Here is a 23,151-nt window from a genome sequence, read left to right as displayed (position 1 = left end):
TCTGAAAGCAATAGTGCTTTCGCCACGAACGCAAAAGAGTTGCTAATTAAATTGCAGCCAAAAAACGAGGCACTTTCCTCCTTATGGAAAGTGTGGCAAGAGGATCAAAATGAAGAAGCGCTTACCCAAGCAGCAGAGTTGGGGCTGACCGCAGCCAAACTAATCCTGGGCTTGCGTCTTGCACAACTAGATGGCAACACTGAAACGAAATCCAATGCCTCACTCAAAAAAGCCGCGTATTGGTTAGAGCTTGCTGCCAAAGATGGTGATCGTGATGCTTGGTATGCCTTAGGCGAGATTTATCGTCGCCCACAGTTTTCGGGGTACAACGCTGCTGAAAGCGATCGCTGTTTTGATCGCGCAGCAGATCTTGGCCATGCGCAAGCCCAACTTCGCAAAGGAGCTAGCCTTTGGCGCAAGCGTGAAAAAACAGAAGAAAAGATTCGTGGCCTTCAGGCGTCGTATTGGGTATGGCAGGCACACCAACAAGGTATTGCAGAAGCAAAGGAATTGCTCAACAAGATTTTAGATAGCTGCCCTGACCCCAAAAAAAATGACTGGTACGAATTAGCGCAGTTCGCAGAGCAAGCCCTTAATCATCATGCTGAACACAAATTAGATGAAGATTGGTTGTTACTCTCTCATCGCATCATCATTGCCAACCAATTCAACTTTAGTAAGGCAGAGCTTTTGCTTTGCGAGGTGGGGCAACTTCAACATGAGCATTGTGTAGCGGTAGATATTCGATGGGAGCTACCTAAGATTTTGCCGCGACTCATTCAGATTGAAAGCATTCAACAGCGCCGCGCCTTATTGGCGGCCGGCAAAGTTTTTGCGGCGGCCGATTTAGAGATTGAAGGCAACCTACGTCAAAGACGCTATCGCTTCGATCAAGTCACTAGCTGGTTGGTGACGACCTTTTCTAAAGATCAGACCGAATCTGCCATTAATCAATCGGTAGGTCTAACTACCTCATCTTCTGACGGTTTAGGTACATACATACGGGCAACCAATAAGCCGAGCTCATATAGCAAGGTCATCGGTACAGCCAAAAGTAATTGCGATAGCACGTCTGGTGGAGTTACGACTGCCGAGATAACAAAAGCCCCCACAATCACATAGGGACGAATTTCTCGTAACTTGGATAATGGCACTATGCCCATCCGCACCAATACCACCACGACTACAGGCACTTCAAATGTAATACCAAAGGCCAAGAAAGTCGTCATAGCAAAACTGAGATAGTTATCAATGTCAGTAGACATTTCGGCTCCCAGTGGAGCGTTATAACTAGCCATGAATTTAAAGACTGTCGGGAATACCAAGAAATAAGCAAACGCCATACCAATAATGAATAAGGTGTAACTACTCACCACCAAAGGCAATATCAGTTTGCGCTCATGTAAATACAGTCCGGGAGCAATAAAAGCCCACAGCTGATACATCACCACAGGCAGGGCAATAATGAATGCCACCACCATCGTGACTTTCATCGGCACAAAAAAAGAACCGGTGACATCGGTCACAATCATCTTACCGCCAGCGGGTAAGGCACTTAATAAGGGCTGAGCAAACAAATGAAAAATATCTGGCGCCCAATAGACCAAGCAAGCAAAAACGACAATGATGGCTAAACCCGCTTTAATAACGCGATCACGTAACTCAAATAAGTGAGATAAAAAAGATTCCTGCAATCCCGAATCTTCAGTGGCGTTGTTCTCTGTCATACCAATCTATTGTTCACTTTACTTGCCAGCTGCATGATGGAAACGCTTCATTCTGGCAGCGCCTGACTGAATGCGAGTACGCATACCAGAAGAGCGCTTGAACCACAGCGGCCTGGCAGCACGCCTAACACCCCAGCTGTTGCGACCCTGGCGCTTGGTTTTACGCATTACCTCTTTTTCATCGAGAGGGGGCTTTTCAAAACTGGTTTCGAAAATATCGGCTTGGTCGGTCAAATTACCGCTAGCTTCTTTTGCAACAGAGCCAATACTATTCTCAACTTCTTTTAGCGCTGAAGTCGTTTCTTCTCGGAATTTTTTAAACTCCTCAATTTCCATCTGACGATTGACTTCAGATTTAACGTCCGCCATATATCTCTGAGCACGGCCAAATAAATTACCAGCCATGCGAGCTACTTTTGGTAATCGCTCTGGGCCAACCACCACAAGAGCAACAACTGCGATTAGCGCAAGCTTTGAAACACCTAAATCAATCATTTAGAAACCGCATGAATTTCTGTTGCGCTATACGACATTACTTATTGATGTCTTTAGCTTGTACATCCACTGTTTTTTCTGCAGTAGTAGTGCTTTGTGGAATCTGCTCATTTGGGTCTTCGGCTGATTTCATACCATCTTTAAAACCTTTTACAGCGCCACCTAAATCTTGACCAATATTGCGCAATTTCTTGGTGCCAAATACCAACATCACGATGACCAACACGATTAACCAATGCCAAATGCTAAATGAACCCATCTCTAATCTCCTTGGATTATTTCTTCCATGGGCGCGGACCGCCCATCACATGCAAATGCAAGTGATAAACCTCCTGCCCTCCATCTACCCCATTGTTCACCATCAATCTAAAGCCGCCATCCTTTCCAGGTCGACAGCCTTGCTCTTTGGCAAGACGGGGTGCTAATTCCATCATTTTACCCAGCAAAGGGGTGTCCACGCTTTCCGCTAACTCCAGCATGGGAATATGCTTTTTAGGAATCATCAAGAAATGCACTGGCGCTGCTGGGTTGATATCTTTAAATGCGTAGATTTCTTCATCCTCATATACCTTTTGGGATGGAATCAAACCTTGAGAAATTTTACAAAATAGGCAATTCGGATCGTGTGACATAACTTATTAGGAATCGCTTTTAGAAATTATTCTGGGTTTGCGGCTTTTCTAGCAGCCTTTTCCTCGATGCCTGAGGTACCCAGGCGACGATCTAATTCCGCAATGACATCCTCAGGACGCAAGTTGAATTGCGACAGCGCAATCAGGCAATGAAACCAGAGATCTGCCATCTCGCCTATGAGGAGCTTTTGCTGCTCAGCAGCCAAATTAGAATTGCGCGCATCTTTAGCCGCCATTACAGCCTCGGTTGCCTCTTCACCAATCTTTTTGAGGATTCCATCATCACCCTTGGAAAAGAGCAAAGCAGTATAGGAAGTTTTAGGGTCTGCAGAGCCGGCCTTAAAGGCATCTCGACGCTGATCCACAACATCAGCCAAATGGGCTAATCCTGTATCTACATTGATGGATTTATTAGTAGGACTACTCATAGAATCATTTTATGTCTTTTATAGAAAAGACTTTATTTCTTCGATTTTGACTCATCCACCCATTTCGCTTGCGCAGAGTCCCATTGCTGGAAAAAGCAGCTGTGTTCCCCCGTATGGCATGCAATCCCATCTTTTTGCTCAACCAATAACAAGATAGTGTCGCCATCGCAGTCTAGGCGAATCTCTTTGACTTTTTGGGTATGGCCAGACTCTTCGCCCTTGTGCCACAGTTTTTGTCTTGAACGAGTCCAATATACGGCCTCACCCAGTCTCAAGGTTTCTAATAAGGCATCACGATTCATCCAAGCCATCATCAAAATATCATTGCTACCAAGTTCTTGGGCAATGACTGGAACTAGCCCCTGCTCATTCCAAGTGACAGCGTCAAGCCAAGGGCCTGCTTGGATGGCCTCAATGGGAGTGAAGGTGCTCAGGGGTTTGCTCATAGCTGAACTTTACAGTGAATCGAAGGGATCCTGCAAAACTACTTAAATTCGAACGGGAACCCCTTGGGCAGCCATATATTCTTTTGCCTCCTGGACCGTATATTCACCGTAGTGAAAAATACTGGCTGCCAATACCGCATCAGCGTGGCCCTTGGTAATGCCATCCACTAAGTGCTGAAGATTGCCTACCCCACCGGAGGCAATCACCGGCACCGACACAGCGTCACTTACTGCTGCTGTGAGTGCCAAATCAAAACCATCCTTACTACCGTCACGATTCATGCTCGTTAGTAATATTTCACCAGCACCACGTTTAGCAACTTCTTTGGCCCACTCCACAACATCCATACCTGTGGCAGTTCTGCCTCCATGGGTAAAGACCTCCCAATTGCCAGCCTCAGTTTGTTTGGCATCAATCGCAACCACGATGCATTGTGAGCCGTAATAAGCGGCAGCATCTGACACTAAATCTGGGTTTGCGACAGCTGATGAATTCATGCTGACCTTGTCAGCGCCTGCATTGAGTAAGCGCCTTACGTCCGCAACCGCACGTACACCGCCGCCAACCGTGAGGGGAATAAATACTTGTGATGCTACATTTTCGATGATGTGCAAAATTAGATCGCGACCATCAGAAGTAGCTGTGATATCTAAAAAGGTCAGCTCGTCCGCGCCTTGAGAATCGTAACGACGAGCAATCTCAACGGGATCACCTGCATCACGCAGGCCGACAAAGTTCACACCCTTAACCACGCGCCCAGCAGTAACATCCAGGCAAGGAATAATTCGTTTTGTGAGCACTAGATAATTTTCTTCGCATATTTCAGCGTCAATTCATCCGCATATTTTTGGGCAGCGGCTAAATCTAGATCAGCGGCATAAATAGAGCGTCCGGCAATCACACCCATCACGCCCTCTTCTTCCGCTTTGCAGAGCGCTTCAATGTCTTGATTATTGGAAAGGCCACCACTGGCAATAACAGGAATACGAATAGCTTGAGCAAGCTTCATCGTGGCTTCAATATTGACACCTTTCAACATACCATCGCGACCAATATCGGTATAGATAATGGCTTCCACGCCCCAATCTTCAAATTTCTTGGCCAGGTCAATGACCTCATGGCCAGTAATTTTGCTCCAACCATCAGTTGCAACTTTGCCATCACGGGCATCTAGGCCAACCATCACATGACCTGGAAATGCTGTGCAGGCATCCTGAACAAAGCCTGGGTTCTTTACAGCTGCAGTGCCAATAATGACGGTGCTAATTCCGTCATCGAGTAGACGCTCAATCGTCTCAAGATCACGAATGCCGCCGCCTAACTGAACAGGGATTTCATTTCCAACTGCCTTGAGAATCGATTTAATGGCCGACTCATTTTTTAATTTGCCAGCAAAGGCACCATTCAGGTCAACTAAATGTAGTCGACGAGCACCCTTGCTAATCCAATGTGCCGCCATAGCACCAGGGTCTTCGGAAAAAACTGTGGCCTTATCCATATCACCTTGTTCGAGTCGAACACAGTGGCCATCTTTAAGATCAATTGCGGGAATCAGCAGCATAACAAAGGGTCAAGAAATATTAAGGTTGCCAAGAAACAAAATTTTTATAAAGCTTTAATCCGTATTCTGCACTTTTTTCTGGGTGAAATTGAGTTGCAAAAATATTATCTCGCGCCACGGCAGATGCAAACCAATCGCCATATTCTGTTGACCCTGCAATATCTTCCTTGCGTTGCGGCACAACATAATAGCTATGGACAAAATAAAAGCTAGTGAGATCTGGAATACCGTCCCAAATAGGATGGCTGCGGTCTTGGCGCACCTGGTTCCAGCCCATATGGGGAACCTTATAGGCCGAACCATCAGCTTGCTTTTTGCCGGCCAATTCAAAGCGGCGTACTTCTCCAGGGATCAAACCCAGGCAAGGTGTCCATTTACCATTTTCACTAACCCGCACTTCAGCGCTTTGATCAAACAGCATTTGCTCGCCAACACACACCCCTAAAAGTGGCTTATTTTTAGACGCTTCAAGCAAGGCTTCTAGCAAACCAGATTCTTCAAGATGCTTCATGCAATCAGGCATAGCACCCTGACCAGGCAATACAACGCGATCGGCGGAAAGAATTTCTTCTGGCTTATGGGCAATCAATACATTGTCATCGGGTGCCACATGATGAAATGCCTGATATACGGAACGAAGGTTGCCCATTCCATAATCAACGATCGCAATGGTTTGCGCCAATTTAGCCTATCTTTGCAGTGGTCTTCTGGGCAGCTAACTAATCTAGATTAGAGGCTGCCTTTGGTTGAAGGAACAACGCCAGCGGCACGTGGATCAACGGTCAAAGCCATGCGCAGTGCGCGGCCAAATGCCTTAAATACCGTTTCAATTTGATGATGTGCGTTAATGCCGCGCAAATTATCAATATGCAAAGTCACGCCAGCATGGTTTACAAAGCCGCGGAAAAACTCAATACTCAGATCCACATCAAAGTCACCTACCCGAGCACGTGTAAATGGTACGTTGAACTCTAAGCCTGGACGACCAGAAAAATCCACTACAACACGGGAGAGCGTTTCATCAAGAGGCACATAAGAGTGGCCATAACGAGTAATACCTGCCTTATCGCCAACCGCCTTTGCAAAGGCCTGCCCTAGGGTGATACCCACGTCCTCAACAGTGTGATGGTCGTCAATATGGGTGTCGCCTTGTGCAACCACCTTAAGATCAATCATCCCATGACGGGCGATCTGATCCAGCATATGATCCAAGAAAGGGACCCCTGAGGCGAGTTCAGCCTTACCGGTACCATCTAGATTGATGGAAATTTGAATTTTGGTTTCCGAAGTGTTTCGGGTAACGTCGGCTTGCCGCATGCTTCATTGCGCCGCGAGGCGAAGTGTTGATTGAAGCCTCATAATATCATTCCTAGAACAGATATAAATGCTGTTATTGCTTCACTTTTTTGATTTTTGACCTGAGTACCCTCATGAGCCGTTTTTGGAGCCCTGTCGTTCAAACCTTAACCCCCTACGTTCCAGGGGAGCAGCCGCAAATGCAACGGTTGGTCAAACTCAACACGAATGAAAGCCCATATGGTCCATCTGCAAAGGCTCTTGCTGCCATTCAGAGTCAAACAAACGATGATTTGCGACTTTATCCAGATCCAGAGGGCTTAGCCCTTAAAAAAGCAATCGCTCAATTGCATGGCTTAGATCCCAAGCAAGTTTTCTTGGGGAATGGCTCAGACGAGGTTCTTGCACATATTTTTGCTGGCTTGCTGAAACAAAATAAGCCCGTTCATTTTCCAGATATCACCTATAGCTTTTATCCGGTTTATTGCAAACTCTTTGGCATTGATTACAAGACTATCCCACTAGGAGAGCAGTTCGAGATTAATGCCAGAGACTATGTATTGCCCAATGGCGGAATTATTTTTCCCAACCCCAATGCACCTACTGGTCGCGCAATTGCACGCTCAGAAATTGAGACTTTGCTTTCCAAAAATCTAGATTCAGTTGTAGTGATAGATGAAGCCTATGTGGACTATGGAACAGAGTCTTGTATTCCTTTATTGCGTGGTGCTAGCTGCCCAGAAAATCTAGTGGTAGTGCACACCCTCTCGAAATCAAGAGCTCTTGCAGGCTTGCGGGTTGGTTTTGCAGTTGGCCACCCAACACTGATTGAAGGCTTGGAGCGAGTTAAGAATAGCTTTAACTCTTACCCTCTAGGCCGTTTAGCTCAAGCAGGTGCAATCGCCGCAATTGAAGATCAAACTCATCTATTAGAAACCTCAGCAAAAGTAATTCAGACGCGCGATAGATTAGTAAGCCAATTGGATGCTTTAGGCTTTGACACATTGCCCTCGACCGCAAACTTTATTTTTACTCGTCATCCAAAGCATGCTGGTGAGTCACTGTATCAAGCCTTGCGGGATCGCGGCATCATCGTGCGCCATTTCAAATCTCCACGTATAGATGCGTTTTTACGCATTACGATCGGCACAGATGAACAAAGCAACGAGCTTGTCGCTGCCTTACAAGAAATCCTGAGCTAAGTTTTCGCTAGTTTAGAAATTACTTCTTAAGACGCATCTCAGCTGCACGAGCATGGGCTTGCAAACCTTCCCCATGAGCCAAGGTGCTAGCAATAGCCCCTAAGGTTTGTGCCCCAGCTTCGCTCACTTCAATCATGCTTGAGCGCTTGATGAAGTCGTAAACACCCAGCGGAGATGAGAAACGCGCAGTGCGTGCTGTTGGTAATACGTGATTAGGTCCAGCACAATAATCGCCTAGCGATTCACTGGTGTAGTTACCCATAAAGATAGCCCCAGCATGACGAATCTGATCAGCCCACTGACGCGGATCGACAGTGCAAATTTCCAAGTGCTCAGCAGCTATCGCATTGGCAATTTCACATGCTTGCTTCATATCCTGCACTTGAATGAATAGAGCGCGATTTGTTAAGGAAGCCTCAATCACTTTTGCCCTTGGCATTTCAGGAAGCAATCGATTAATGCTATCTTGAACTTGTTCGATAAACTTCGCATCAGGGCATAGCAAAATAGATTGTGCTTGCTCGTCATGCTCTGCTTGAGAAAATAAATCCATAGCAACCCAATCAGGGTTACTAGATCCATCACACAAAACCAATATCTCTGATGGGCCGGCAATCATATCAATTCCCACAGTCCCAAAGACTCTGCGCTTGGCTGCGGCTACGTAAGCATTACCTGGACCGACAATTTTATCTACCGATGGAATCGTTTCAGTGCCGTAAGCAAGAGCCGCTACTGCTTGAGCGCCCCCAATAGTAAATACTCTATCCACGCCAGCCAAATAGGCAGCGGCCAAGACCAAAGGATTACGTGACCCATCTGGCGTGGGGACCACCATAATGACTTCGGCAACTCCAGCAACTTTTGCAGGAATCGCATTCATCAAGACAGAGGATGGGTAGGCAGCCTTGCCACCAGGAACATAAATACCAACGCGATCCAGTGGCGTTACTTTTTGACCCAAACGCGTGCCATCAGCCTCTTCATATTCCCAAGAATGACAACCCGCTTCAATTTTTTGCTTCTCGTGATAAGCGCGCACTCTTTGAGCCGCAACATCTAAAGCATTTTTTTGCACAGCAGAAAGTTCGTTGTAGGCACGTTCTAATTCCGGGCGAGTGATCTCTAATTCTGAAACCTTGGCTACATTTAGGCGATCAAACTGTTTAGTAAATTCCAAAACAGCGGCATCACCTTTCGCTTTCACGGCAGTCAAAATCTTGACTACCGCGGCGTCTATAGCCTCATCATCTGCCATAGGCAAAGAAAGGCTAGAGAGTAAGGTTTCTATGAAACCTATATCTTGGCTGTTGAGGCGCTTTACTTGTACTGGTTTGGGCATAGGTAATAAAGAGCTGTGGACTCTAATCCGTCTATTACTTTAACAACTCAAAAATGGGTTGAAGTTGTTGGCGCTTACGCTTATACGAAGCCTGGTTTACTACCAATCGAGCGCTAATATCGGCAATCGGTTCTACTTCAACCAAGCCATTTGCTTTTAGTGTGTTGCCTGTAGAAACCAAATCCACAATGGCATCAGCCAAACCAACTAATGGGGCAAGCTCCATGGAGCCGTATAGCTTAATCGTATCGATGTGCACGCCTTTATTGGCAAAGTGTTCACGAGCACAATTGACATACTTCGTAGCCACTTTTAAACGTGACCCCTGTTTAACGGCAGCCGCATAGTCAAAACCTTCGCGGACAGCCACTGACATACGACATTTGGCAATATCTAAATCAAAAGGAACATATAAACCATCGGTGCCTTTTTCCATTAATACGTCCAAACCGGCAACCCCAAAATCAGCACCACCAAATTGCACATAAGTTGGCACATCAGAAGCGCGCACGATAATTAATCGAACATCTGGATTAGAAGTTTCAATAATCAACTTGCGTGACTTTTCAGGATCTTCGAGCGGCATAATTCCGACCTTAGATAAGATCTCAGCAGTTTCTTCGAAGATGCGGCCCTTTGAGAGGGCTAAAGTCAATTTCATGAGCTAATTATCTCTCAGGCCTACTTAATACGCTCAATGTTGGCGCCTAAGCGGGTTAACTTCTGCTCCATACGGTCGTAACCTCGATCTAAATGATAGATACGGTCCACCTGGGTTTCACCTTGGGCAGCAAGGCCAGCAATCACCAAGCTGGCTGAAGCGCGTAAATCCGTAGCCATCACAATGGCTCCAGAAAGCCTCTCTACTCCCTGCGCAATTGCAGTATTACCCTCAATCGCAATATCAGCACCCAAGCGATTTAATTCTTGAACGTGCATAAAGCGATTTTCAAAAATTGTTTCCGTAATTGTCGAATTACCGTTTGCTACTGCATTTACAGCCATGAGCTGTGCCTGCATATCTGTGGGGAAGGCTGGATATTCCGAAGTACGAAAGCTCACTGCTTTCGGACGACCCTGCATAGACGCCTTAATCCAATCCGGCCCTATCTCCATCTTCAAGCCTGCTTCTTTTAACTTGACGATAACCGCGTCAAGCGTATCCGGGCGGCAATGCTTCACCAATACTTCTCCACCTGCAGCAGCAACTGCGCATAAAAAAGTACCTGCTTCAATTCGGTCCGGAATGACTGAATGTTCAGCTCCATGGAGTTTTTCAACACCCTCAATTACCAAACGGTCACTGCCAATACCCGTAATCTTTGCGCCCATCTTAACGAGTAATTCAGCGAGATCACCAACCTCTGGCTCACGTGCTGCATTTTCTAAAATAGTTGTACCCGAAGCCAAGGTCGCCGCCATTAATAAATTTTCAGTCCCCGTCACAGTAATCATGTCAGTCAGAATTGAGGCGCCCTTGAGTCGTTCCGTTGTCGGCTTGGTTTCAGCCTGAATGTAACCACTCTTAATTTTGATGCTCGCACCCATGGCCTTGAGGCCCTTAATATGCTGATCGACAGGTCGAGCACCAATGGCACACCCACCCGGCAATGACACTTTGGCGCTATGCATTCTGGCGAGCAAAGGACCAAGCACCAAGATCGATGCACGCATAGTTTTCACCATTTCATAAGTTGCCTCAGAACTCTTGATCACAGCCGCATTTAAGATCACATGGTTAGGATTATTCGCATCTGGAAAACTAACGACCACACCAATCTCTTGCAATAACTTGAGCATGGTTCGGACATCTTGAAGATCAGGTAAATTACGTAACACGACTGGTTGGTCAGTTAAGAGACAGGCACACAAAATTGGTAGCGCAGCATTCTTTGCGCCTGCAATCGTCACCTCGCCATTGAGCGGGGTACCGCCAGTCATTCTTAATTTATCCATGAAACGATTCCAGTAATGTCTTTTTATTAATGCAGATGAATTTTATTTAGCCATGTTCTGAGTGAACTCTTCTGGGGTAAATGCCTTAATCGATAAAGCATGCACTTCTGCCTTCATGCGATCGCCCATGGCAGCATATACCAATTGATGGCGCTGAATTAAACGTTTACCCTCAAACTCAGGGCTCACAATGGTGGCAAAAAAATGTTGGCCATCACCTTCAACTTGAATATGAGTACATTCAATACCTTGCTTGATATAGCCTTTAATCTGTTCTGGGGTTGGCAACATCATTTCTCCTAATCAAAATCTTAATGTCTGAGCTTATAGCCCTTTTGCAGCAATCGTAATGCGATTACTGAAACTACAGCAAAGAAGCACAACACTATTGCCAAACTATTCCATGGGGATATATCTGAAACTCCAAAGAACCCAAATCGAAATCCGTCGATCATATAAAAGAAGGGGTTGAAATGAGATACAACCTGCCATGCGGGTGGCAATGAGTGAATTGAATAGAAGACGCCGGATAGCATCGTAGCAGGCATGATGATGAAATTCTGAAATGCAGCCAGCTGATCATATTTATCTGCCCAGATTCCCGCAATCAAACCTAGACTACCCAAAATTGCGGCCCCTAAAAATGCAAATGTCAAAATCCAAATAGGGTTTTCTATAGCAGGTAAGCCATACCAGGCCGTGATGAGGAATACACCCAAGCCAACAACTACACCGCGGAATACTGCTGCCAGAATATATGCAGCGTAGAACTCAAAATGACTTAACGGTGCCAGCAGAACAAAAACAAGGTTGCCAGTAATTTTGGATTGAATTAAGGATGAAGAAGTATTAGCGAACGCATTTTGCAAGACACTCATCATGACCAGACCGGGAATTAAAAAGGCGGTGTAACTTAGGCGCCCGTAAACCTCTTTACCTTCGAGCACATGACCAAAAATCATGAGATACAAAATTGCGGTGAGGACTGGCGCTGCTACCGTCTGAAAAGCCACCTTATAAAAACGTTTTACTTCTTTATATAACAATGTCGGAAAGCCGCTACCGTATTCCAACGTAGGCTTATTTAGCGCGTTTTTCATATCGCGCCCCCAGACATAATATTGACAAACACTTCTTCTAAATCCGTTTTACCTTCACCATCTTTTTTCACAGAACCATAGCGGGTTAGCAAATTAGCGGTGGTATCTAGAGCAACAATTTTTCCTTGCTTAAGCATCGCAATACGTTGGCATAAAGCTTCTGCTTCTTCTAGATAATGTGTAGTCAAGACGATCGTATGCCCATCTTGGTTTAGGCGGCTGATAAATTGCCATAAAGACTGACGCAGCTCAACATCCACGCCTGCTGTTGGCTCATCCAAAATAATGACTGGTGGGCGATGAACTAGGGCCTGAGCAACAAGCACCCGACGCTTCATACCGCCGGATAGGGTGCGCATATTGCTATCGGCTTTTCCGGCGAGATCCAGATTAGCCAAGATCTCGTCGATCCAAGCATCATTGTTGCGAATACCAAAATAACCAGACTGAAAACGCAATGTTTCACGCACAGTGAAAAATGGGTCAAACACGAGCTCTTGAGGAACAACACCCAACATACGACGTGCCTCACGAAATGACTTTTGAACATCTGCGCCCAAAATTGCAGCATGTCCTTTATCAGCCCTAACCAAGCCAGCCAAGATAGAAATCAGGGTTGTCTTGCCGGCGCCATTAGGGCCTAGAAGCCCAAAAAACTCTCCTGGCTCAATTGCCAAAGAGACATCATCTAAAGCCTGAAGGGCTCCGTAGTGCTTAGAAATATTTTTGAGTGAGATCGCCGAATGCATGCTGTTACAAACCTAGCAATGCAGATACGCCGTAGACATTGGCCAATACTTTGAGTTTTTCAGGGGCCTGCTCAACAGATAAAGAATGTCCATCTGCTTGCGCCTTTTTTTGCCATGCTAACAATACTGTTAAAACAGTTGAATCAAAATCTTCCAATAAAGCGCAATTCACCACTCGTAATTGGGGCGCATTGAGCAAACCCTCTTTCTGCAGTTGCAGTGCAGTTTCTTGAGTAACCGTTTTAGGCAGAAGAAAAGACATCGATCAAAGAGGCTTATTTAGTAGAAGCAAGCTGCTTATTGCGGTCTTGCAAGAATTTCACCAAACCCTCAGTCCCATTTTGGCTAATCTGATTAGCAAATTGATTGCGATAAGCCTCAACCAGCCAAACACCCATGATGTTCATGTCGTAGACCTTCCAGCCTTTATCAGTCTTCTCCAAACGATAATCCAAAGGAACTGGATCACCACGACCTAGCACCACCGTTTTTACAACTACTTCTTGTTCATCTGGAGTTGAACGAAGGGCTTTAAATTGCACCGTTTGATCACGTAACTGACTTAATGCGCCAGAGTAAGTACGAATCAATAGATTTTTGAATTCGGAGGTTAGCTGAGCTTGCTGTTCAGGGGTCGCCTTTTTCCAGTTCGGCCCCATTGCCATTTCAGTCGTGCGACGCATATCGGTATAAGGAACAATTTTCTTCTCAACCAAATCAACAATGCGTGGAATATTGCCCTTTTGAATTTCTGGGTCTGATTTCACCGAAGTCATCACATCGGTTACAACCATTTTGATTAAGGCGTCTGGAGGAGTTGATTGATCAGGGGTTTGAGCAAAGAGTGCGCTAGATGCCACAAAAAGGCTCATCGCCAACCATTTAGAAATCTTTTTGTAACTTTTCATATGCGTTATCTCAATAGGTTTGTACGTCAGAGGCAATTCTAGCCCCCATAAGAATATATTTTTACTCGTAACCATTCTCATACGGGGGCATTGGAGGCTCTTCATCGTCTCTACCCTCATTGATTTGGTACTGACGTCTTTGAATGTAAGCATCCCGCATAAAGCTGTACTTATCAATAGCGGCGCCATCCAATAAGTCACCTGCCTCGTAATAGGTGTTTCGGGTATTCACAACACGCAAGCCAGTCAAACTATTTCTAAGAGCTACGTTTGGTAGCAATCTAAATAAGTAGTCTGACTCTAAATCAGCAGCAGTGCCAAAGGTATCGCGCACATTGCTTGGGCCAAAAAAAGGTAATACTACATATGGGCCTGCAGGTACACCCCATACACCCAAAGTCTGACCCCAGTCTTCTTTATGCTTTTCAAGGCCACCAGGGGTTGCAAGATCTAGAAGACCCCCTAAGCCCATAGTGGTATTTACTGCAACTCGCATCAAGTCATTAAAGGCATATCCAGGCTTACCTTGCAGCAAGTTATACAGAGCCGTATATATATCGTTGTAATTACTAAAAAAGTTATAGATTCCCTCGCGAATAAATTCTGGCAAAACAAAACGGTACCCAGCTACTACGGGCTTGAGTAAATACGCATCTAAACCTTCGTTAAATTCGAAAACTGAGCGATTAAAAGGCTCCCACGGATCATTAGGTGAGGGCTCGACGCCAGCGGGTATCGAAGCGCAACCAACAATCAGAGCAGTAAACCCCACTAACAGGAAACGCACCCCTGTTCGGCGAAGTCTGCCTAAATGCAACATCATTTAGCAGCACCTTTTTCTTGCCCGCTATCTGCCGCCTTGTTATACAAGAACTGGCTAATCAAACTCTCCAAAACAATGGCTGATTGGGTTTGGGTAATTTTCCCACCCTCAGCCAGCATATCATCTGAGCCACCAGCTTCTAAGCCAATGTATTGCTCTCCCAACAAACCAGAAGTCAAAATTTTCGCTGAAGAATCTTTTGGAAACCTATAAGCATCTTCAATCGTCATCACAACAGTAGCTTGGTAAGTTTTATCATCAAATGAAATATTAGCGATACGCCCCACTACTACCCCAGCGCTCTTTACGGGAGCGCGAGGCTTCAAGCCACCAATATTATCGAAGCGGGCTGTGATCTTATATGTAGGCGCAAAAGATACCGCATTCATATTGCCTACTTTCAACGCAAGAAATAAGGCGGCCAATAAACCAATGGCAACAAAAATTCCTACCCAAATATCAATTGCACTTTTTCTCATAAGAACCCCAGTTTATTCTTTCTAATTTGAGAACATCATCGCGGTTAGCAGGAAATCCAAAGCTAAAACCGATAAAGAAGAGATCACGACAGTACGCGTAGTTGCCTGCGACACACCCTCAGGTGTTGGCTTGGCTTCATATCCTTGATAAAGCGCAATAAATGTCACAGCCACACCAAACACTAAGCTTTTAATGAGTCCATTACCAATATCGGAAAAAAGGTCTACCCCGCCCTGCATTTGTGACCAGAATGCTCCAGAATCAACGCCAATCAACGGTACGCCCACCAAATAACCGCCAAGTACGCCAACTGCAGTAAATATAGTCGCCAAAATAGGCATTGAAATGATGCCAGCCCAAAGTCTTGGAGCAATCACGCGACCCAAGGGATCAACAGCCATCATTTCCATTGCGCTCAACTGTTCGCCTGCTTTCATCAAACCGATTTCGGCTGTTAATGACGTTCCTGCACGGCCAGCAAAAAGGAGGGCAGTAATCACAGGACCCAATTCACGCGTAAGCGATAAAGCAACTAATAAGCCCAAGGCCTGTTCTGAGCCGTAACGATTCAAGGTGTAATAACCTTGCAAACCCAATACAAAACCAACAAATAAACCTGATACTGCAATGATCACAAAAGAATGATTACCAACAAATAAAATTTGATCGATCACCAAACGAGGGCGTTTGAGTAAAAATCCTGAGCGCCAAATGACCGCAGTAAACATGCGCGCGGCTAGACCAAGGCTAGTTAAATTACGACGGATAAAAAATCCAAGGTCGCCAAATAAATCGAGAATTTTTCCAACTGCATTCATTAGACACGCACCCCAAAATCTTCTTCCAAGGTTTGTCCTGGGTAATGAAAGGGAACTGGGCCATCGGGAGCGGCATCTAAAAACTGTCTTACAAATGGATCAGTTGATTGACTCAACTCATCAGGCGTACCCTGCGCACCAATACGACCGTTGGCTATAAAGTACACATAATCTGCAATCTCAAAAGTTTCCTCAACATCGTGAGTCACCAATAAACTAGTAGCTCCAAGGGCGTTATTTAGATCACGAATTAATCGTGCAGTGATTCCAAGTGAAATGGGATCGAGACCAGCAAAGGGCTCGTCATACATGATTAATGGAGGATCAAGAGCGATTGCTCTTGCAAGCGCAACACGTCTTGCCATGCCACCAGAGATTTGTGAAGGCATTAAGTCACGTGCACCACGCAAGCCAACTGCATTGAGCTTCATCAACACTAAAGAACGTAAAAGCTCTTCACTCAAGTTAGTATGTTCGCGCAATGGGAACGCTACGTTTTCAAAAACACTTAAGTCTGTAAACAGAGCGCCAAATTGAAAGAGCATACCCATGCGACGACGTGCGGCCATCAATTCATTTCCACTCATCTTGCCAATATCTTGGCCTTCGAATAACACCTCACCGGACTGAGCAGTGAATTGCCCCCCAATCAAACGGAGAATGGTTGTTTTGCCACAACCAGATCCACCCATAACGGCAACCACCTGACCGCGGCGAAACTCCATATTCAAGCCGGACAAAATTTGTCGCTCGCCAGGAGCGTAAGAGAAGTTGACGTCATTAATAGAGACGACAACTTCACCAAGAGGTTTTTTTACATCCAAAGAATCTGGCCGAGGACTGTTCATATCCCCGATATTATCGGGGCAAAACGGAAGACCCCATTAAATACTCATCTACTGCGCGGGCACATTGACGGCCTTCACGTATTGCCCAAACAACCAAAGATTGACCACGACGCATGTCACCAGCAGCAAATACCTTAGAAACATTGGTTTGATAGGCATTTTGACCGTCTACAGTCGCTTTTGCATTACCGCGTGCGTCTTTTTCTACGCCAAATGCGTTTAATACTTGTTGAACTGGGGATACAAATCCCATTGCCAAAAGCACTAAATCTGCCTTTATTTCAAATTCTGAGTTTGGCACTTCTGCCATCTTGCCGTCTTTCCACTCCAAACGAACGCCAATTAGTTTTTCAACTTTGCCATTTTTACCTTCGAAACGTTTGGTTCCAACAGACCAATCGCGATCACAACCTTCTTCATGAGATGAGGAAGTACGTAACTTCGTTGGCCAATAAGGCCAAACCAGAGGCTTGTTTTCTTCTTCGGGTGGCTGGGGCAATAACTCAAATTGGGTAATCTTGGTTGCGCCATGACGATTCGATGTTCCAACACAATCAGATCCTGTATCACCACCACCAATCACGACAACATGTTTATCTGTTGCGCGGATTTCATTTTTAAAATCGCCAGCATTCTCTTTGTTTTGGGGAATTAAAAACTCTAAAGCGTAGTGAACTCCTGACAATTCGCGACCCGGCACCGGAAGATCACGTGGTTGCTCAGCGCCACCCGTAATAACAACAGCATCAAAATCTTTCATCAACTGTTCAGGGGACACGGTCTTCTTGGAATAATTTTTTACCTCTACACCAAGCACTTCTTTTCCAACAAAAATGCCAGTTTCAAATTTCACACCTTCGGCCTGCATTTGCTCTACACGGCGATCGATGAGCCACTTTTCCATTTTGAAATCAGGAATACCATAGCGCAGCAATCCGCCGATACGATCATTCTTTTCATAGACAGTGACGTCATGGCCAACACGCGCCAACTGTTGTGCTGCAGCCATGCCTGCTGGGCCACCGCCGACAACAGCCACTTTTTTACCTGTTTTGCTTTTAGATGGCTGCGGCTTAACCCAGCCACTTTCCCAACCCTTATCAATGATCGCGTGCTCAATCGACTTGATGCCCACTGGCGCACGGTTAATGCCTAAGGTACAGGCAGCTTCACAAGGAGCAGGACAAATACGGCCAGTGAACTCAGGGAAGTTATTCGTAGATTGCAGTACATCTAACGCATTCTTCCAATCATTATGAAAAACTAAATCATTGAAATCGGGAATGATGTTATTGACAGGGCAACCGTTATTACAAAATGGAATGCCGCAGTCCATGCAACGCGCACCCTGAACTTTTGCCTCTTCATCAGTTAGTGCGGCTACGAATTCTTTGTAATGGTGGAGACGTTTGACGGGCGCTTCGTATGTTTCATCGACACGCTCAAACTCCATAAATCCAGTGACCTTACCCATATCTAATCCTTAGTATCTTTTCTTAATGTTCGTATTAATTACGCTGCAATCGTTTTCTTTTGTGCTTTTTCCCACAACTCACCAAGCGCACGCTTGTATTCAGTTGGAAGTACTTTTACAAAACGACCGCGGGCATTTTCCCAGTCAGCTAAAAGCGCTTTAGCACGCTCCGAACCGGTGTAACGGAAATGACGCTCAATCAAGCTCTTCAAAATTTGCTCGTCAGTCAAGCGTTCGCCACCGTCTTTGACATCAATAGGGGCATGCCACTCAGATTGAGGCATCTTGGCAATCTGTTCTGCAGAAGGCAATACTTTTTCTAAAGATGCCATGCTGGTATTGCAACGCTTATCAAAGAGGCCATCTTCGTCATAAACATAAGCAATACCGCCGCTCATACCAGCAGCGAAGTTACGGCCTGTCGTACCCAGAACCACGACAGTTCCGCCGGTCATGTATTCACAACCATGATCGCCAGTACCTTCAACGACTGTTGTGGATCCGGAGTTACGAACTGCAAAACGCTCACCGGCTACACCATTAAAGAATGCTTCACCAGCAATAGCGCCGTAAAGCACTGTATTGCCAACAATGATGTTCTTAGCAGTGTCGCCACGGAACTCATGCGGAGCTCGCACAATGACGCGACCGCCAGAAAGGCCTTTACCGACGTAGTCGTTGCCATCACCCACCAAATCCAAGGTGATGCCACGAGCCAAGAAAGCCGCAAAGCTTTGTCCAGCAGTACCGTTTAATTGAATATGAATAGTGTCGTCTGGCAGGCCAGCATGTCCATAACGCTGAGCCACTTCACCAGAAAGCATTGCACCGACAGTACGATTCACGTTTTTCACGGGAACAATAAAGGATACTTTTTCACCACGTTCAAGAGCCGGCTCACTCTTCTCAATCAAGATATTGTCGAGCGCACTTGCCAGACCATGATCTTGCGTGAGAATTTGGTAACGAGGAACATCTGCAGCTACTTGTGGAGCAGCAAAGATCTTGCTGAAGTCCAAACCATGTACTTTCCAGTTCTCTATCCCTTTACGGGTATCTAACAAGTCAACGCGGCCAATCAGATCATCAAACTTACGAATTCCTAATTGCGCCATGATCTCGCGAGCTTCTTCAGCAATAAAGAAGAAGAAATTCACGACATGCTCAGGCTTACCGGAGAACTTCTTACGCAATTCGGGATCTTGAGTTGCAACGCCTACAGGGCAAGTATTCAAATGACACTTACGCATCATGATGCAACCCTCAACTACCAACGGAGCGGTCGCAAAACCAAATTCATCTGCACCCAACAAGGCGCCAATTACAACATCACGACCTGTTTTCATTTGGCCGTCAGCTTGAACGCGAATACGGCTACGCAAGCCATTAAGAACCAATGTTTGTTGTGTTTCAGCTAAGCCAAGCTCCCATGGGGAGCCAGCATGCTTGATAGAAGAGAGTGGTGATGCACCAGTACCGCCATCGTGACCAGCAATCACAACGTGATCTGCTTTTGCTTTGGCGACACCAGCAGCAATCGTACCCACGCCCACTTCAGATACCAACTTCACAGAAACGTCTGCTTTTGGATTGACGTTCTTTAAGTCATGAATCAACTGAGCGATATCTTCGATTGAATAAATATCATGGTGCGGAGGAGGAGAAATCAAACCTACGCCTGGCACTGAGAAGCGCAATTTACCGATGTAATCAGAAACTTTGCCGCCAGGTAATTGACCGCCTTCACCGGGCTTAGCACCTTGTGCCATCTTGATTTGGATTTGGTCTGCAGAACGCAAATATTCTGTAGTTACGCCAAAACGGCCAGAAGCCACTTGCTTGATCTTAGAGCGCAATGAATCACCATCCAATAATGGGATGTTGGCTTCAACGACATCACTACCCAAGATGCTAGCTAAGGTCTCACCCCTCTTGATTGGAATGCCTTTGAGTTCATTTACGTAACGGTTTGGATCTTCACCGCCCTCACCAGTATTGGACTTACCACCAATACGGTTCATGGCAACTGCCAATGTCGCGTGAGCTTCAGTAGAAATAGAGCCCAAAGACATCGCACCCGTTGCAAAACGTTTGACGATTTCTTTTGCTGATTCGACTTCATCCAGTGGAATGGCTTTAGCTGGATCAACTTTAAATTCAAATAAACCACGCAAAGTCATTTGACGCTTAGTTTGATCGTTGATGATGTTGGCGTACTCTTTGTAGGTCTGATAACCCTTCTCAGCGCCAATGCGTGTGGAGTGCTGAAGCTTGGCAATTGTGTCAGGAGTCCACATATGGTTTTCACCACGAATACGGAATGCATACTCACCACCAGCATCTAACATATTAGTTAGCACCGGGTCATTACCGAATGCTGAAGAATGCATACGTAAAGCTTCTTCAGCTACCTCGAACACACCAATACCGCCAACATTGGACGGAGTGCCTTTGAAGTACTGATCAATAATGTCGTGGTTTAGGCCAATGGCTTCAAAAATCTGTGAGCCTGTATAGGACATGTAAGTAGAGATACCCATTTTGGACATCACTTTTTGCAAACCCTTTCCAACTGCTTTCACAAAATTCTTAACTGCCCTCTCACCTGATAAATCTCCAGACAAGCCTTTAGCCATCTCGGACAATGTCTCCATTGCAAGGTATGGGTGAACTGCTTCAGCACCATAACCAGCCAAGAGCGCAAAGTGATGCGTCTCGCGTGCACTACCAGTTTCGACAACGAGGCCCACGCTAGTGCGCAGACCTTTTTGAACTAAATGCTGATGAATAGCAGAAGTTGCCAATAAGGCAGGAATCGCTACATGCTGCTCATCGACTTGACGATCGCTGACGATTAAGATGTTGTAACCAGAGCGTACTGCATCGGCAGCTTCCGCACACAATGATGCCAGGCGAGCCTCAATACCCGCCTTACCCCAAGATGCTGGGTAACAAATATCCAACTCATAAGAGCGGAACTTCCCATTGGTGTAATGATCAATGTGACGAATTTTCGTCATGTCATCAAAATCCAAAATAGGCTGACTTACTTCCAAGCGCATTGGCGGGTTGATATTGTTGGTATCTAATAAATTGGGTTTTGGCCCAATGAATGACACCAGAGACATCACCATGTTTTCGCGAATGGAGTCAATCGGAGGATTAGTTACCTGAGCAAATAACTGCTTGAAGTAGTTATACAAAGGTTTGTTCTTATTTGAAAGAACAGCCAAAGGACTGTCATTACCCATCGAACCAATAGCTTCTTCACCATTCATGGCCATTGGTGCCATGAGGTACTTAATGTCTTCTTGGGTATAGCCAAATGCTTGCTGACGATCCAATAATTTAGCCGCCGGACGAATCGTTATTTTTTCGTCAATCAAATCCGCTTTGCTAGCATCCACTTCATCTAGCTTGACGCGAACCGCATCAATCCAGCTCTTATATGGCTTGGCCTTAGACACCGCATTTTTGAGCTCAACGTCATCAACAATGCGACCCTGCTCCATATCAATCATGAACATCTTGCCTGGTTGCAAGCGCCATTTTTGAATAATCTTGCTCTCAGGAATTGGCAATACGCCAGCCTCAGATCCCATGATCACTAGGTCATCATCGGTAACGTAGTAACGAGCTGGACGCAAACCATTGCGATCTAAAGTCGCACCAATTTGACGACCATCAGTAAATGCCATCGCAGCAGGGCCATCCCATGGCTCCATCATTGCCGCGTGATATTCATAAAACGCACGGCGATTGTCGTCCATCAATGCATGCTGTTCCCATGCCTCAGGAATCATCATCATCATGGCTTGCGCTAGCGGATAACCAGACATCACTAACAACTCTAAGCAGTTGTCAAAACAAGCTGTGTCAGACTGTCCTGGGTAGATCAATGGCCAGAGTTTTTGTAGGTCATCGCCCAACACTGGTGAGCTAATCGCACCTTCGCGAGCATTTACCCAATTGACGTTGCCCTTAACAGTATTAATCTCACCGTTATGTGCAATCATGCGGTATGGATGAGCCAACTCCCAAGCTGGGAAGGTATTGGTTGAGAAGCGTTGATGCACTAATGCCAACGCTGAGACTGTTCGAGGATCTTGCAAGTCTTGGTAGTACGCGCCCACTTGGTTAGCTAACAGCAAACCCTTATAAACAATGGTGCGTGCCGACATAGAGGCAACAAAATATTCTTTACCATGCTTCAGATGTAAATCTTGAATGGCATGGCTTGCTGTTTTACGAATGACATATAACTTACGCTCAAGCGCGTCAGTTGTCATGATGTCACGGCCACGGCCAATAAAGATTTGGCGGATGAATGGCTCAGTCATTTGTACTGTCGGGGACATTGGCAGTTTTACATCTACCGGAACGTCTCTCCAACCTAAAACAACTTGCCCTTCCAAGCGTACTGTGCGCTCTAACTCTTGCTCGCAGGCCAAACGTGATGCATGTTCTTTCGGCAAGAAAATCATACCGACGCCATATTCACCAAGCGGGGGTAAGTGAACGCCTTGCTTCGCCATTTCTTCGCGATACAAGATATCCGGAATTTGAATCAAGATACCAGCACCATCACCCATTAAAGGATCGGCGCCAACCGCTCCCCGGTGATCTAAGTTTTCTAAAATCTTCAGGCCCTGAGAAACGATCTCGTGAGATTTCTTACCTTTAATGTGTGCAACGAATCCTACGCCGCAAGCGTCATGCTCATTTTGTGGGTCGTATAGACCTTGAGCGATTGGGCGAAGATCAGAATGAATTTGTGTAGTCATAGTATTTCCGTGTGGCAACAAAGGCCTGAGTACTTTTGGAAGATCAAATATAGGTGAATACCCATGTCGATGCAACAGAAA

The 23,151-nt window shown here is 45.7% G+C and carries 25 protein-coding genes; 1 reads left to right on the top strand and 24 read right to left on the bottom strand.

Annotated features, from left to right (window positions below; genetic code table 11):
• Positions 1-950 precede the first annotated feature (950 nt).
• Genes tatC through hisB form a run of 10 tightly spaced genes read right to left on the bottom strand, consistent with a single transcriptional unit; the run spans position 951 to position 6,607 of the window.
• Positions 951-1,727 (bottom strand): twin-arginine translocase subunit TatC, encoded by a 777-nt coding sequence (gene tatC / locus PNUC_RS00645; protein WP_011901965.1) that lies wholly within the window; start codon positions 1,725-1,727, stop codon positions 951-953.
• An 18-nt stretch (positions 1,728-1,745) separates the two neighbouring features.
• On the bottom strand, positions 1,746-2,222 hold the full coding sequence (gene tatB, locus PNUC_RS00640; protein WP_011901964.1) for a Sec-independent protein translocase protein TatB: 477 nt from the start codon (positions 2,220-2,222) through the stop codon (positions 1,746-1,748).
• 37 nt (positions 2,223-2,259) lie between these two features.
• Positions 2,260-2,481 carry a Sec-independent protein translocase subunit TatA gene (gene tatA, locus PNUC_RS00635; protein WP_011901963.1) on the bottom strand — a complete coding sequence of 74 codons (222 nt, stop codon included), beginning with the start codon at positions 2,479-2,481 and terminating at the stop codon, positions 2,260-2,262.
• A gap of 16 nt (positions 2,482-2,497) precedes the next feature.
• Entirely contained in the window at positions 2,498-2,854 is a 357-nt protein-coding gene (locus PNUC_RS00630; RefSeq protein ID WP_011901962.1) for a histidine triad nucleotide-binding protein, read from the bottom strand.
• Positions 2,855-2,880: 26 nt separating this feature from the next.
• Positions 2,881-3,282 carry a phosphoribosyl-ATP diphosphatase gene (locus tag PNUC_RS00625; RefSeq protein ID WP_011901961.1) on the bottom strand — a complete coding sequence of 134 codons (402 nt, stop codon included), beginning with the start codon at positions 3,280-3,282 and terminating at the stop codon, positions 2,881-2,883.
• A gap of 32 nt (positions 3,283-3,314) precedes the next feature.
• On the bottom strand, positions 3,315-3,728 hold the full coding sequence (gene hisI / locus PNUC_RS00620) for a phosphoribosyl-AMP cyclohydrolase (RefSeq protein ID WP_011901960.1): 414 nt from the start codon (positions 3,726-3,728) through the stop codon (positions 3,315-3,317).
• Positions 3,729-3,770: 42 nt separating this feature from the next.
• Entirely contained in the window at positions 3,771-4,529 is a 759-nt protein-coding gene (hisF, locus tag PNUC_RS00615; protein ID WP_011901959.1) for an imidazole glycerol phosphate synthase subunit HisF, read from the bottom strand.
• On the bottom strand, positions 4,529-5,290 hold the full coding sequence (gene hisA, locus PNUC_RS00610) for a 1-(5-phosphoribosyl)-5-[(5-phosphoribosylamino)methylideneamino]imidazole-4-carboxamide isomerase (RefSeq protein ID WP_011901958.1): 762 nt from the start codon (positions 5,288-5,290) through the stop codon (positions 4,529-4,531). The genes hisF and hisA overlap by 1 nt, the downstream gene beginning before the upstream one ends.
• A gap of 19 nt (positions 5,291-5,309) precedes the next feature.
• Positions 5,310-5,972 (bottom strand): imidazole glycerol phosphate synthase subunit HisH, encoded by a 663-nt coding sequence (gene hisH, locus PNUC_RS00605; RefSeq protein WP_011901957.1) that lies wholly within the window; start codon positions 5,970-5,972, stop codon positions 5,310-5,312.
• Between the two features lie 47 nt (positions 5,973-6,019).
• Entirely contained in the window at positions 6,020-6,607 is a 588-nt protein-coding gene (hisB, locus tag PNUC_RS00600) for an imidazoleglycerol-phosphate dehydratase HisB (protein ID WP_011901956.1), read from the bottom strand.
• Positions 6,608-6,720: 113 nt separating this feature from the next.
• Here hisB and hisC point away from each other — a divergent pair, with 113 nt between their 5' ends.
• Positions 6,721-7,788 carry a histidinol-phosphate transaminase gene (gene hisC / locus PNUC_RS00595; protein ID WP_011901955.1) on the top strand — a complete coding sequence of 356 codons (1,068 nt, stop codon included), beginning with the start codon at positions 6,721-6,723 and terminating at the stop codon, positions 7,786-7,788.
• A 19-nt stretch (positions 7,789-7,807) separates the two neighbouring features.
• Here hisC and hisD read toward each other — a convergent pair whose 3' ends face one another.
• The 14 genes from hisD to PNUC_RS00525 all read right to left on the bottom strand — a co-directional run bounded on the left by hisD (position 7,808) and on the right by PNUC_RS00525 (position 23,070).
• Positions 7,808-9,130 (bottom strand): histidinol dehydrogenase, encoded by a 1,323-nt coding sequence (gene hisD, locus PNUC_RS00590; RefSeq protein ID WP_011901954.1) that lies wholly within the window; start codon positions 9,128-9,130, stop codon positions 7,808-7,810.
• 34 nt (positions 9,131-9,164) lie between these two features.
• Complete coding sequence (hisG, locus tag PNUC_RS00585; protein WP_011901953.1) at positions 9,165-9,791, bottom strand: ATP phosphoribosyltransferase; 627 nt, start codon at positions 9,789-9,791, stop codon at positions 9,165-9,167.
• 20 nt (positions 9,792-9,811) lie between these two features.
• Positions 9,812-11,086, bottom strand: a complete 1,275-nt coding sequence (murA, locus tag PNUC_RS00580) for a UDP-N-acetylglucosamine 1-carboxyvinyltransferase (protein WP_011901952.1) — start codon at positions 11,084-11,086, stop codon at positions 9,812-9,814.
• Between the two features lie 42 nt (positions 11,087-11,128).
• Positions 11,129-11,377, bottom strand: a complete 249-nt coding sequence (locus PNUC_RS00575) for a BolA family protein (RefSeq protein WP_011901951.1) — start codon at positions 11,375-11,377, stop codon at positions 11,129-11,131.
• 20 nt (positions 11,378-11,397) lie between these two features.
• Positions 11,398-12,186 (bottom strand): ABC transporter permease, encoded by a 789-nt coding sequence (locus tag PNUC_RS00570; protein WP_011901950.1) that lies wholly within the window; start codon positions 12,184-12,186, stop codon positions 11,398-11,400.
• A complete protein-coding gene (locus PNUC_RS00565) occupies positions 12,183-12,935 on the bottom strand; it encodes an ABC transporter ATP-binding protein (RefSeq protein ID WP_011901949.1) in 753 nt (250 codons plus the stop codon). The genes PNUC_RS00570 and PNUC_RS00565 overlap by 4 nt, the downstream gene beginning before the upstream one ends.
• A 4-nt stretch (positions 12,936-12,939) precedes the next feature.
• Positions 12,940-13,197 (bottom strand): STAS domain-containing protein, encoded by a 258-nt coding sequence (locus tag PNUC_RS00560; RefSeq protein ID WP_011901948.1) that lies wholly within the window; start codon positions 13,195-13,197, stop codon positions 12,940-12,942.
• 13 nt (positions 13,198-13,210) lie between these two features.
• On the bottom strand, positions 13,211-13,843 hold the full coding sequence (locus tag PNUC_RS00555) for an MlaC/ttg2D family ABC transporter substrate-binding protein (protein WP_011901947.1): 633 nt from the start codon (positions 13,841-13,843) through the stop codon (positions 13,211-13,213).
• A 61-nt stretch (positions 13,844-13,904) separates the two neighbouring features.
• Positions 13,905-14,666 carry an MlaA family lipoprotein gene (locus tag PNUC_RS00550; protein ID WP_143070008.1) on the bottom strand — a complete coding sequence of 254 codons (762 nt, stop codon included), beginning with the start codon at positions 14,664-14,666 and terminating at the stop codon, positions 13,905-13,907.
• Complete coding sequence (gene mlaD / locus PNUC_RS00545; protein ID WP_011901945.1) at positions 14,663-15,145, bottom strand: outer membrane lipid asymmetry maintenance protein MlaD; 483 nt, start codon at positions 15,143-15,145, stop codon at positions 14,663-14,665. The genes PNUC_RS00550 and mlaD overlap by 4 nt, the downstream gene beginning before the upstream one ends.
• Positions 15,146-15,166: 21 nt before the next feature.
• The gene (gene mlaE, locus PNUC_RS00540; protein WP_011901944.1) at positions 15,167-15,964 is read right to left on the bottom strand and encodes a lipid asymmetry maintenance ABC transporter permease subunit MlaE; all 798 of its coding nucleotides are present in this window, start codon (positions 15,962-15,964) and stop codon (positions 15,167-15,169) included.
• Positions 15,964-16,812, bottom strand: coding sequence for an ABC transporter ATP-binding protein (locus tag PNUC_RS00535; RefSeq protein WP_011901943.1), 849 nt, complete (start codon positions 16,810-16,812; stop codon positions 15,964-15,966). The genes mlaE and PNUC_RS00535 overlap by 1 nt, the downstream gene beginning before the upstream one ends.
• A 10-nt stretch (positions 16,813-16,822) precedes the next feature.
• Positions 16,823-18,286 (bottom strand): glutamate synthase subunit beta, encoded by a 1,464-nt coding sequence (locus PNUC_RS00530; protein WP_011901942.1) that lies wholly within the window; start codon positions 18,284-18,286, stop codon positions 16,823-16,825.
• Positions 18,287-18,324: 38 nt separating this feature from the next.
• Complete coding sequence (locus PNUC_RS00525; protein ID WP_011901941.1) at positions 18,325-23,070, bottom strand: glutamate synthase-related protein; 4,746 nt, start codon at positions 23,068-23,070, stop codon at positions 18,325-18,327.
• Positions 23,071-23,151 lie beyond the last annotated feature (81 nt).

It is taken from the genome of Polynucleobacter asymbioticus QLW-P1DMWA-1, from assembly GCF_000016345.1.
GTDB classification, from domain to species: domain Bacteria; phylum Pseudomonadota; class Gammaproteobacteria; order Burkholderiales; family Burkholderiaceae; genus Polynucleobacter; species Polynucleobacter asymbioticus.
Note: the sequence above shows the minus strand (reverse complement) of the source record. Positions and strands in the feature narration are given on the sequence as shown.

Coding starts and splice junctions, on each gene's coding strand:
- PNUC_RS00570 (WP_011901950.1), bottom strand. CDS start 12,186: ATGAAAAACGCGCTAAATAAGCCTACGTTGGAATACGGTAGCGGCTTT.
- tatB (WP_011901964.1), bottom strand. CDS start 2,222: ATGATTGATTTAGGTGTTTCAAAGCTTGCGCTAATCGCAGTTGTTGCT.
- PNUC_RS00565 (WP_011901949.1), bottom strand. CDS start 12,935: ATGCATTCGGCGATCTCACTCAAAAATATTTCTAAGCACTACGGAGCC.
- hisC (WP_011901955.1), top strand. CDS start 6,721: ATGAGCCGTTTTTGGAGCCCTGTCGTTCAAACCTTAACCCCCTACGTT.
- hisA (WP_011901958.1), bottom strand. CDS start 5,290: ATGCTGCTGATTCCCGCAATTGATCTTAAAGATGGCCACTGTGTTCGA.
- hisG (WP_011901953.1), bottom strand. CDS start 9,791: ATGAAATTGACTTTAGCCCTCTCAAAGGGCCGCATCTTCGAAGAAACT.
- PNUC_RS00530 (WP_011901942.1), bottom strand. CDS start 18,286: ATGGGTAAGGTCACTGGATTTATGGAGTTTGAGCGTGTCGATGAAACA.
- PNUC_RS00625 (WP_011901961.1), bottom strand. CDS start 3,282: ATGAGTAGTCCTACTAATAAATCCATCAATGTAGATACAGGATTAGCC.
- tatC (WP_011901965.1), bottom strand. CDS start 1,727: ATGACAGAGAACAACGCCACTGAAGATTCGGGATTGCAGGAATCTTTT.
- tatA (WP_011901963.1), bottom strand. CDS start 2,481: ATGGGTTCATTTAGCATTTGGCATTGGTTAATCGTGTTGGTCATCGTG.
- hisD (WP_011901954.1), bottom strand. CDS start 9,130: ATGCCCAAACCAGTACAAGTAAAGCGCCTCAACAGCCAAGATATAGGT.
- PNUC_RS00630 (WP_011901962.1), bottom strand. CDS start 2,854: ATGTCACACGATCCGAATTGCCTATTTTGTAAAATTTCTCAAGGTTTG.
- mlaE (WP_011901944.1), bottom strand. CDS start 15,964: ATGAATGCAGTTGGAAAAATTCTCGATTTATTTGGCGACCTTGGATTT.
- PNUC_RS00525 (WP_011901941.1), bottom strand. CDS start 23,070: ATGACTACACAAATTCATTCTGATCTTCGCCCAATCGCTCAAGGTCTA.
- PNUC_RS00560 (WP_011901948.1), bottom strand. CDS start 13,197: ATGTCTTTTCTTCTGCCTAAAACGGTTACTCAAGAAACTGCACTGCAA.
- mlaD (WP_011901945.1), bottom strand. CDS start 15,145: ATGAGAAAAAGTGCAATTGATATTTGGGTAGGAATTTTTGTTGCCATT.
- murA (WP_011901952.1), bottom strand. CDS start 11,086: ATGGATAAATTAAGAATGACTGGCGGTACCCCGCTCAATGGCGAGGTG.
- PNUC_RS00550 (WP_143070008.1), bottom strand. CDS start 14,666: ATGATGTTGCATTTAGGCAGACTTCGCCGAACAGGGGTGCGTTTCCTG.
- PNUC_RS00555 (WP_011901947.1), bottom strand. CDS start 13,843: ATGAAAAGTTACAAAAAGATTTCTAAATGGTTGGCGATGAGCCTTTTT.
- PNUC_RS00575 (WP_011901951.1), bottom strand. CDS start 11,377: ATGTTGCCAACCCCAGAACAGATTAAAGGCTATATCAAGCAAGGTATT.
- hisB (WP_011901956.1), bottom strand. CDS start 6,607: ATGCGGCAAGCCGACGTTACCCGAAACACTTCGGAAACCAAAATTCAA.
- PNUC_RS00535 (WP_011901943.1), bottom strand. CDS start 16,812: ATGAACAGTCCTCGGCCAGATTCTTTGGATGTAAAAAAACCTCTTGGT.
- hisI (WP_011901960.1), bottom strand. CDS start 3,728: ATGAGCAAACCCCTGAGCACCTTCACTCCCATTGAGGCCATCCAAGCA.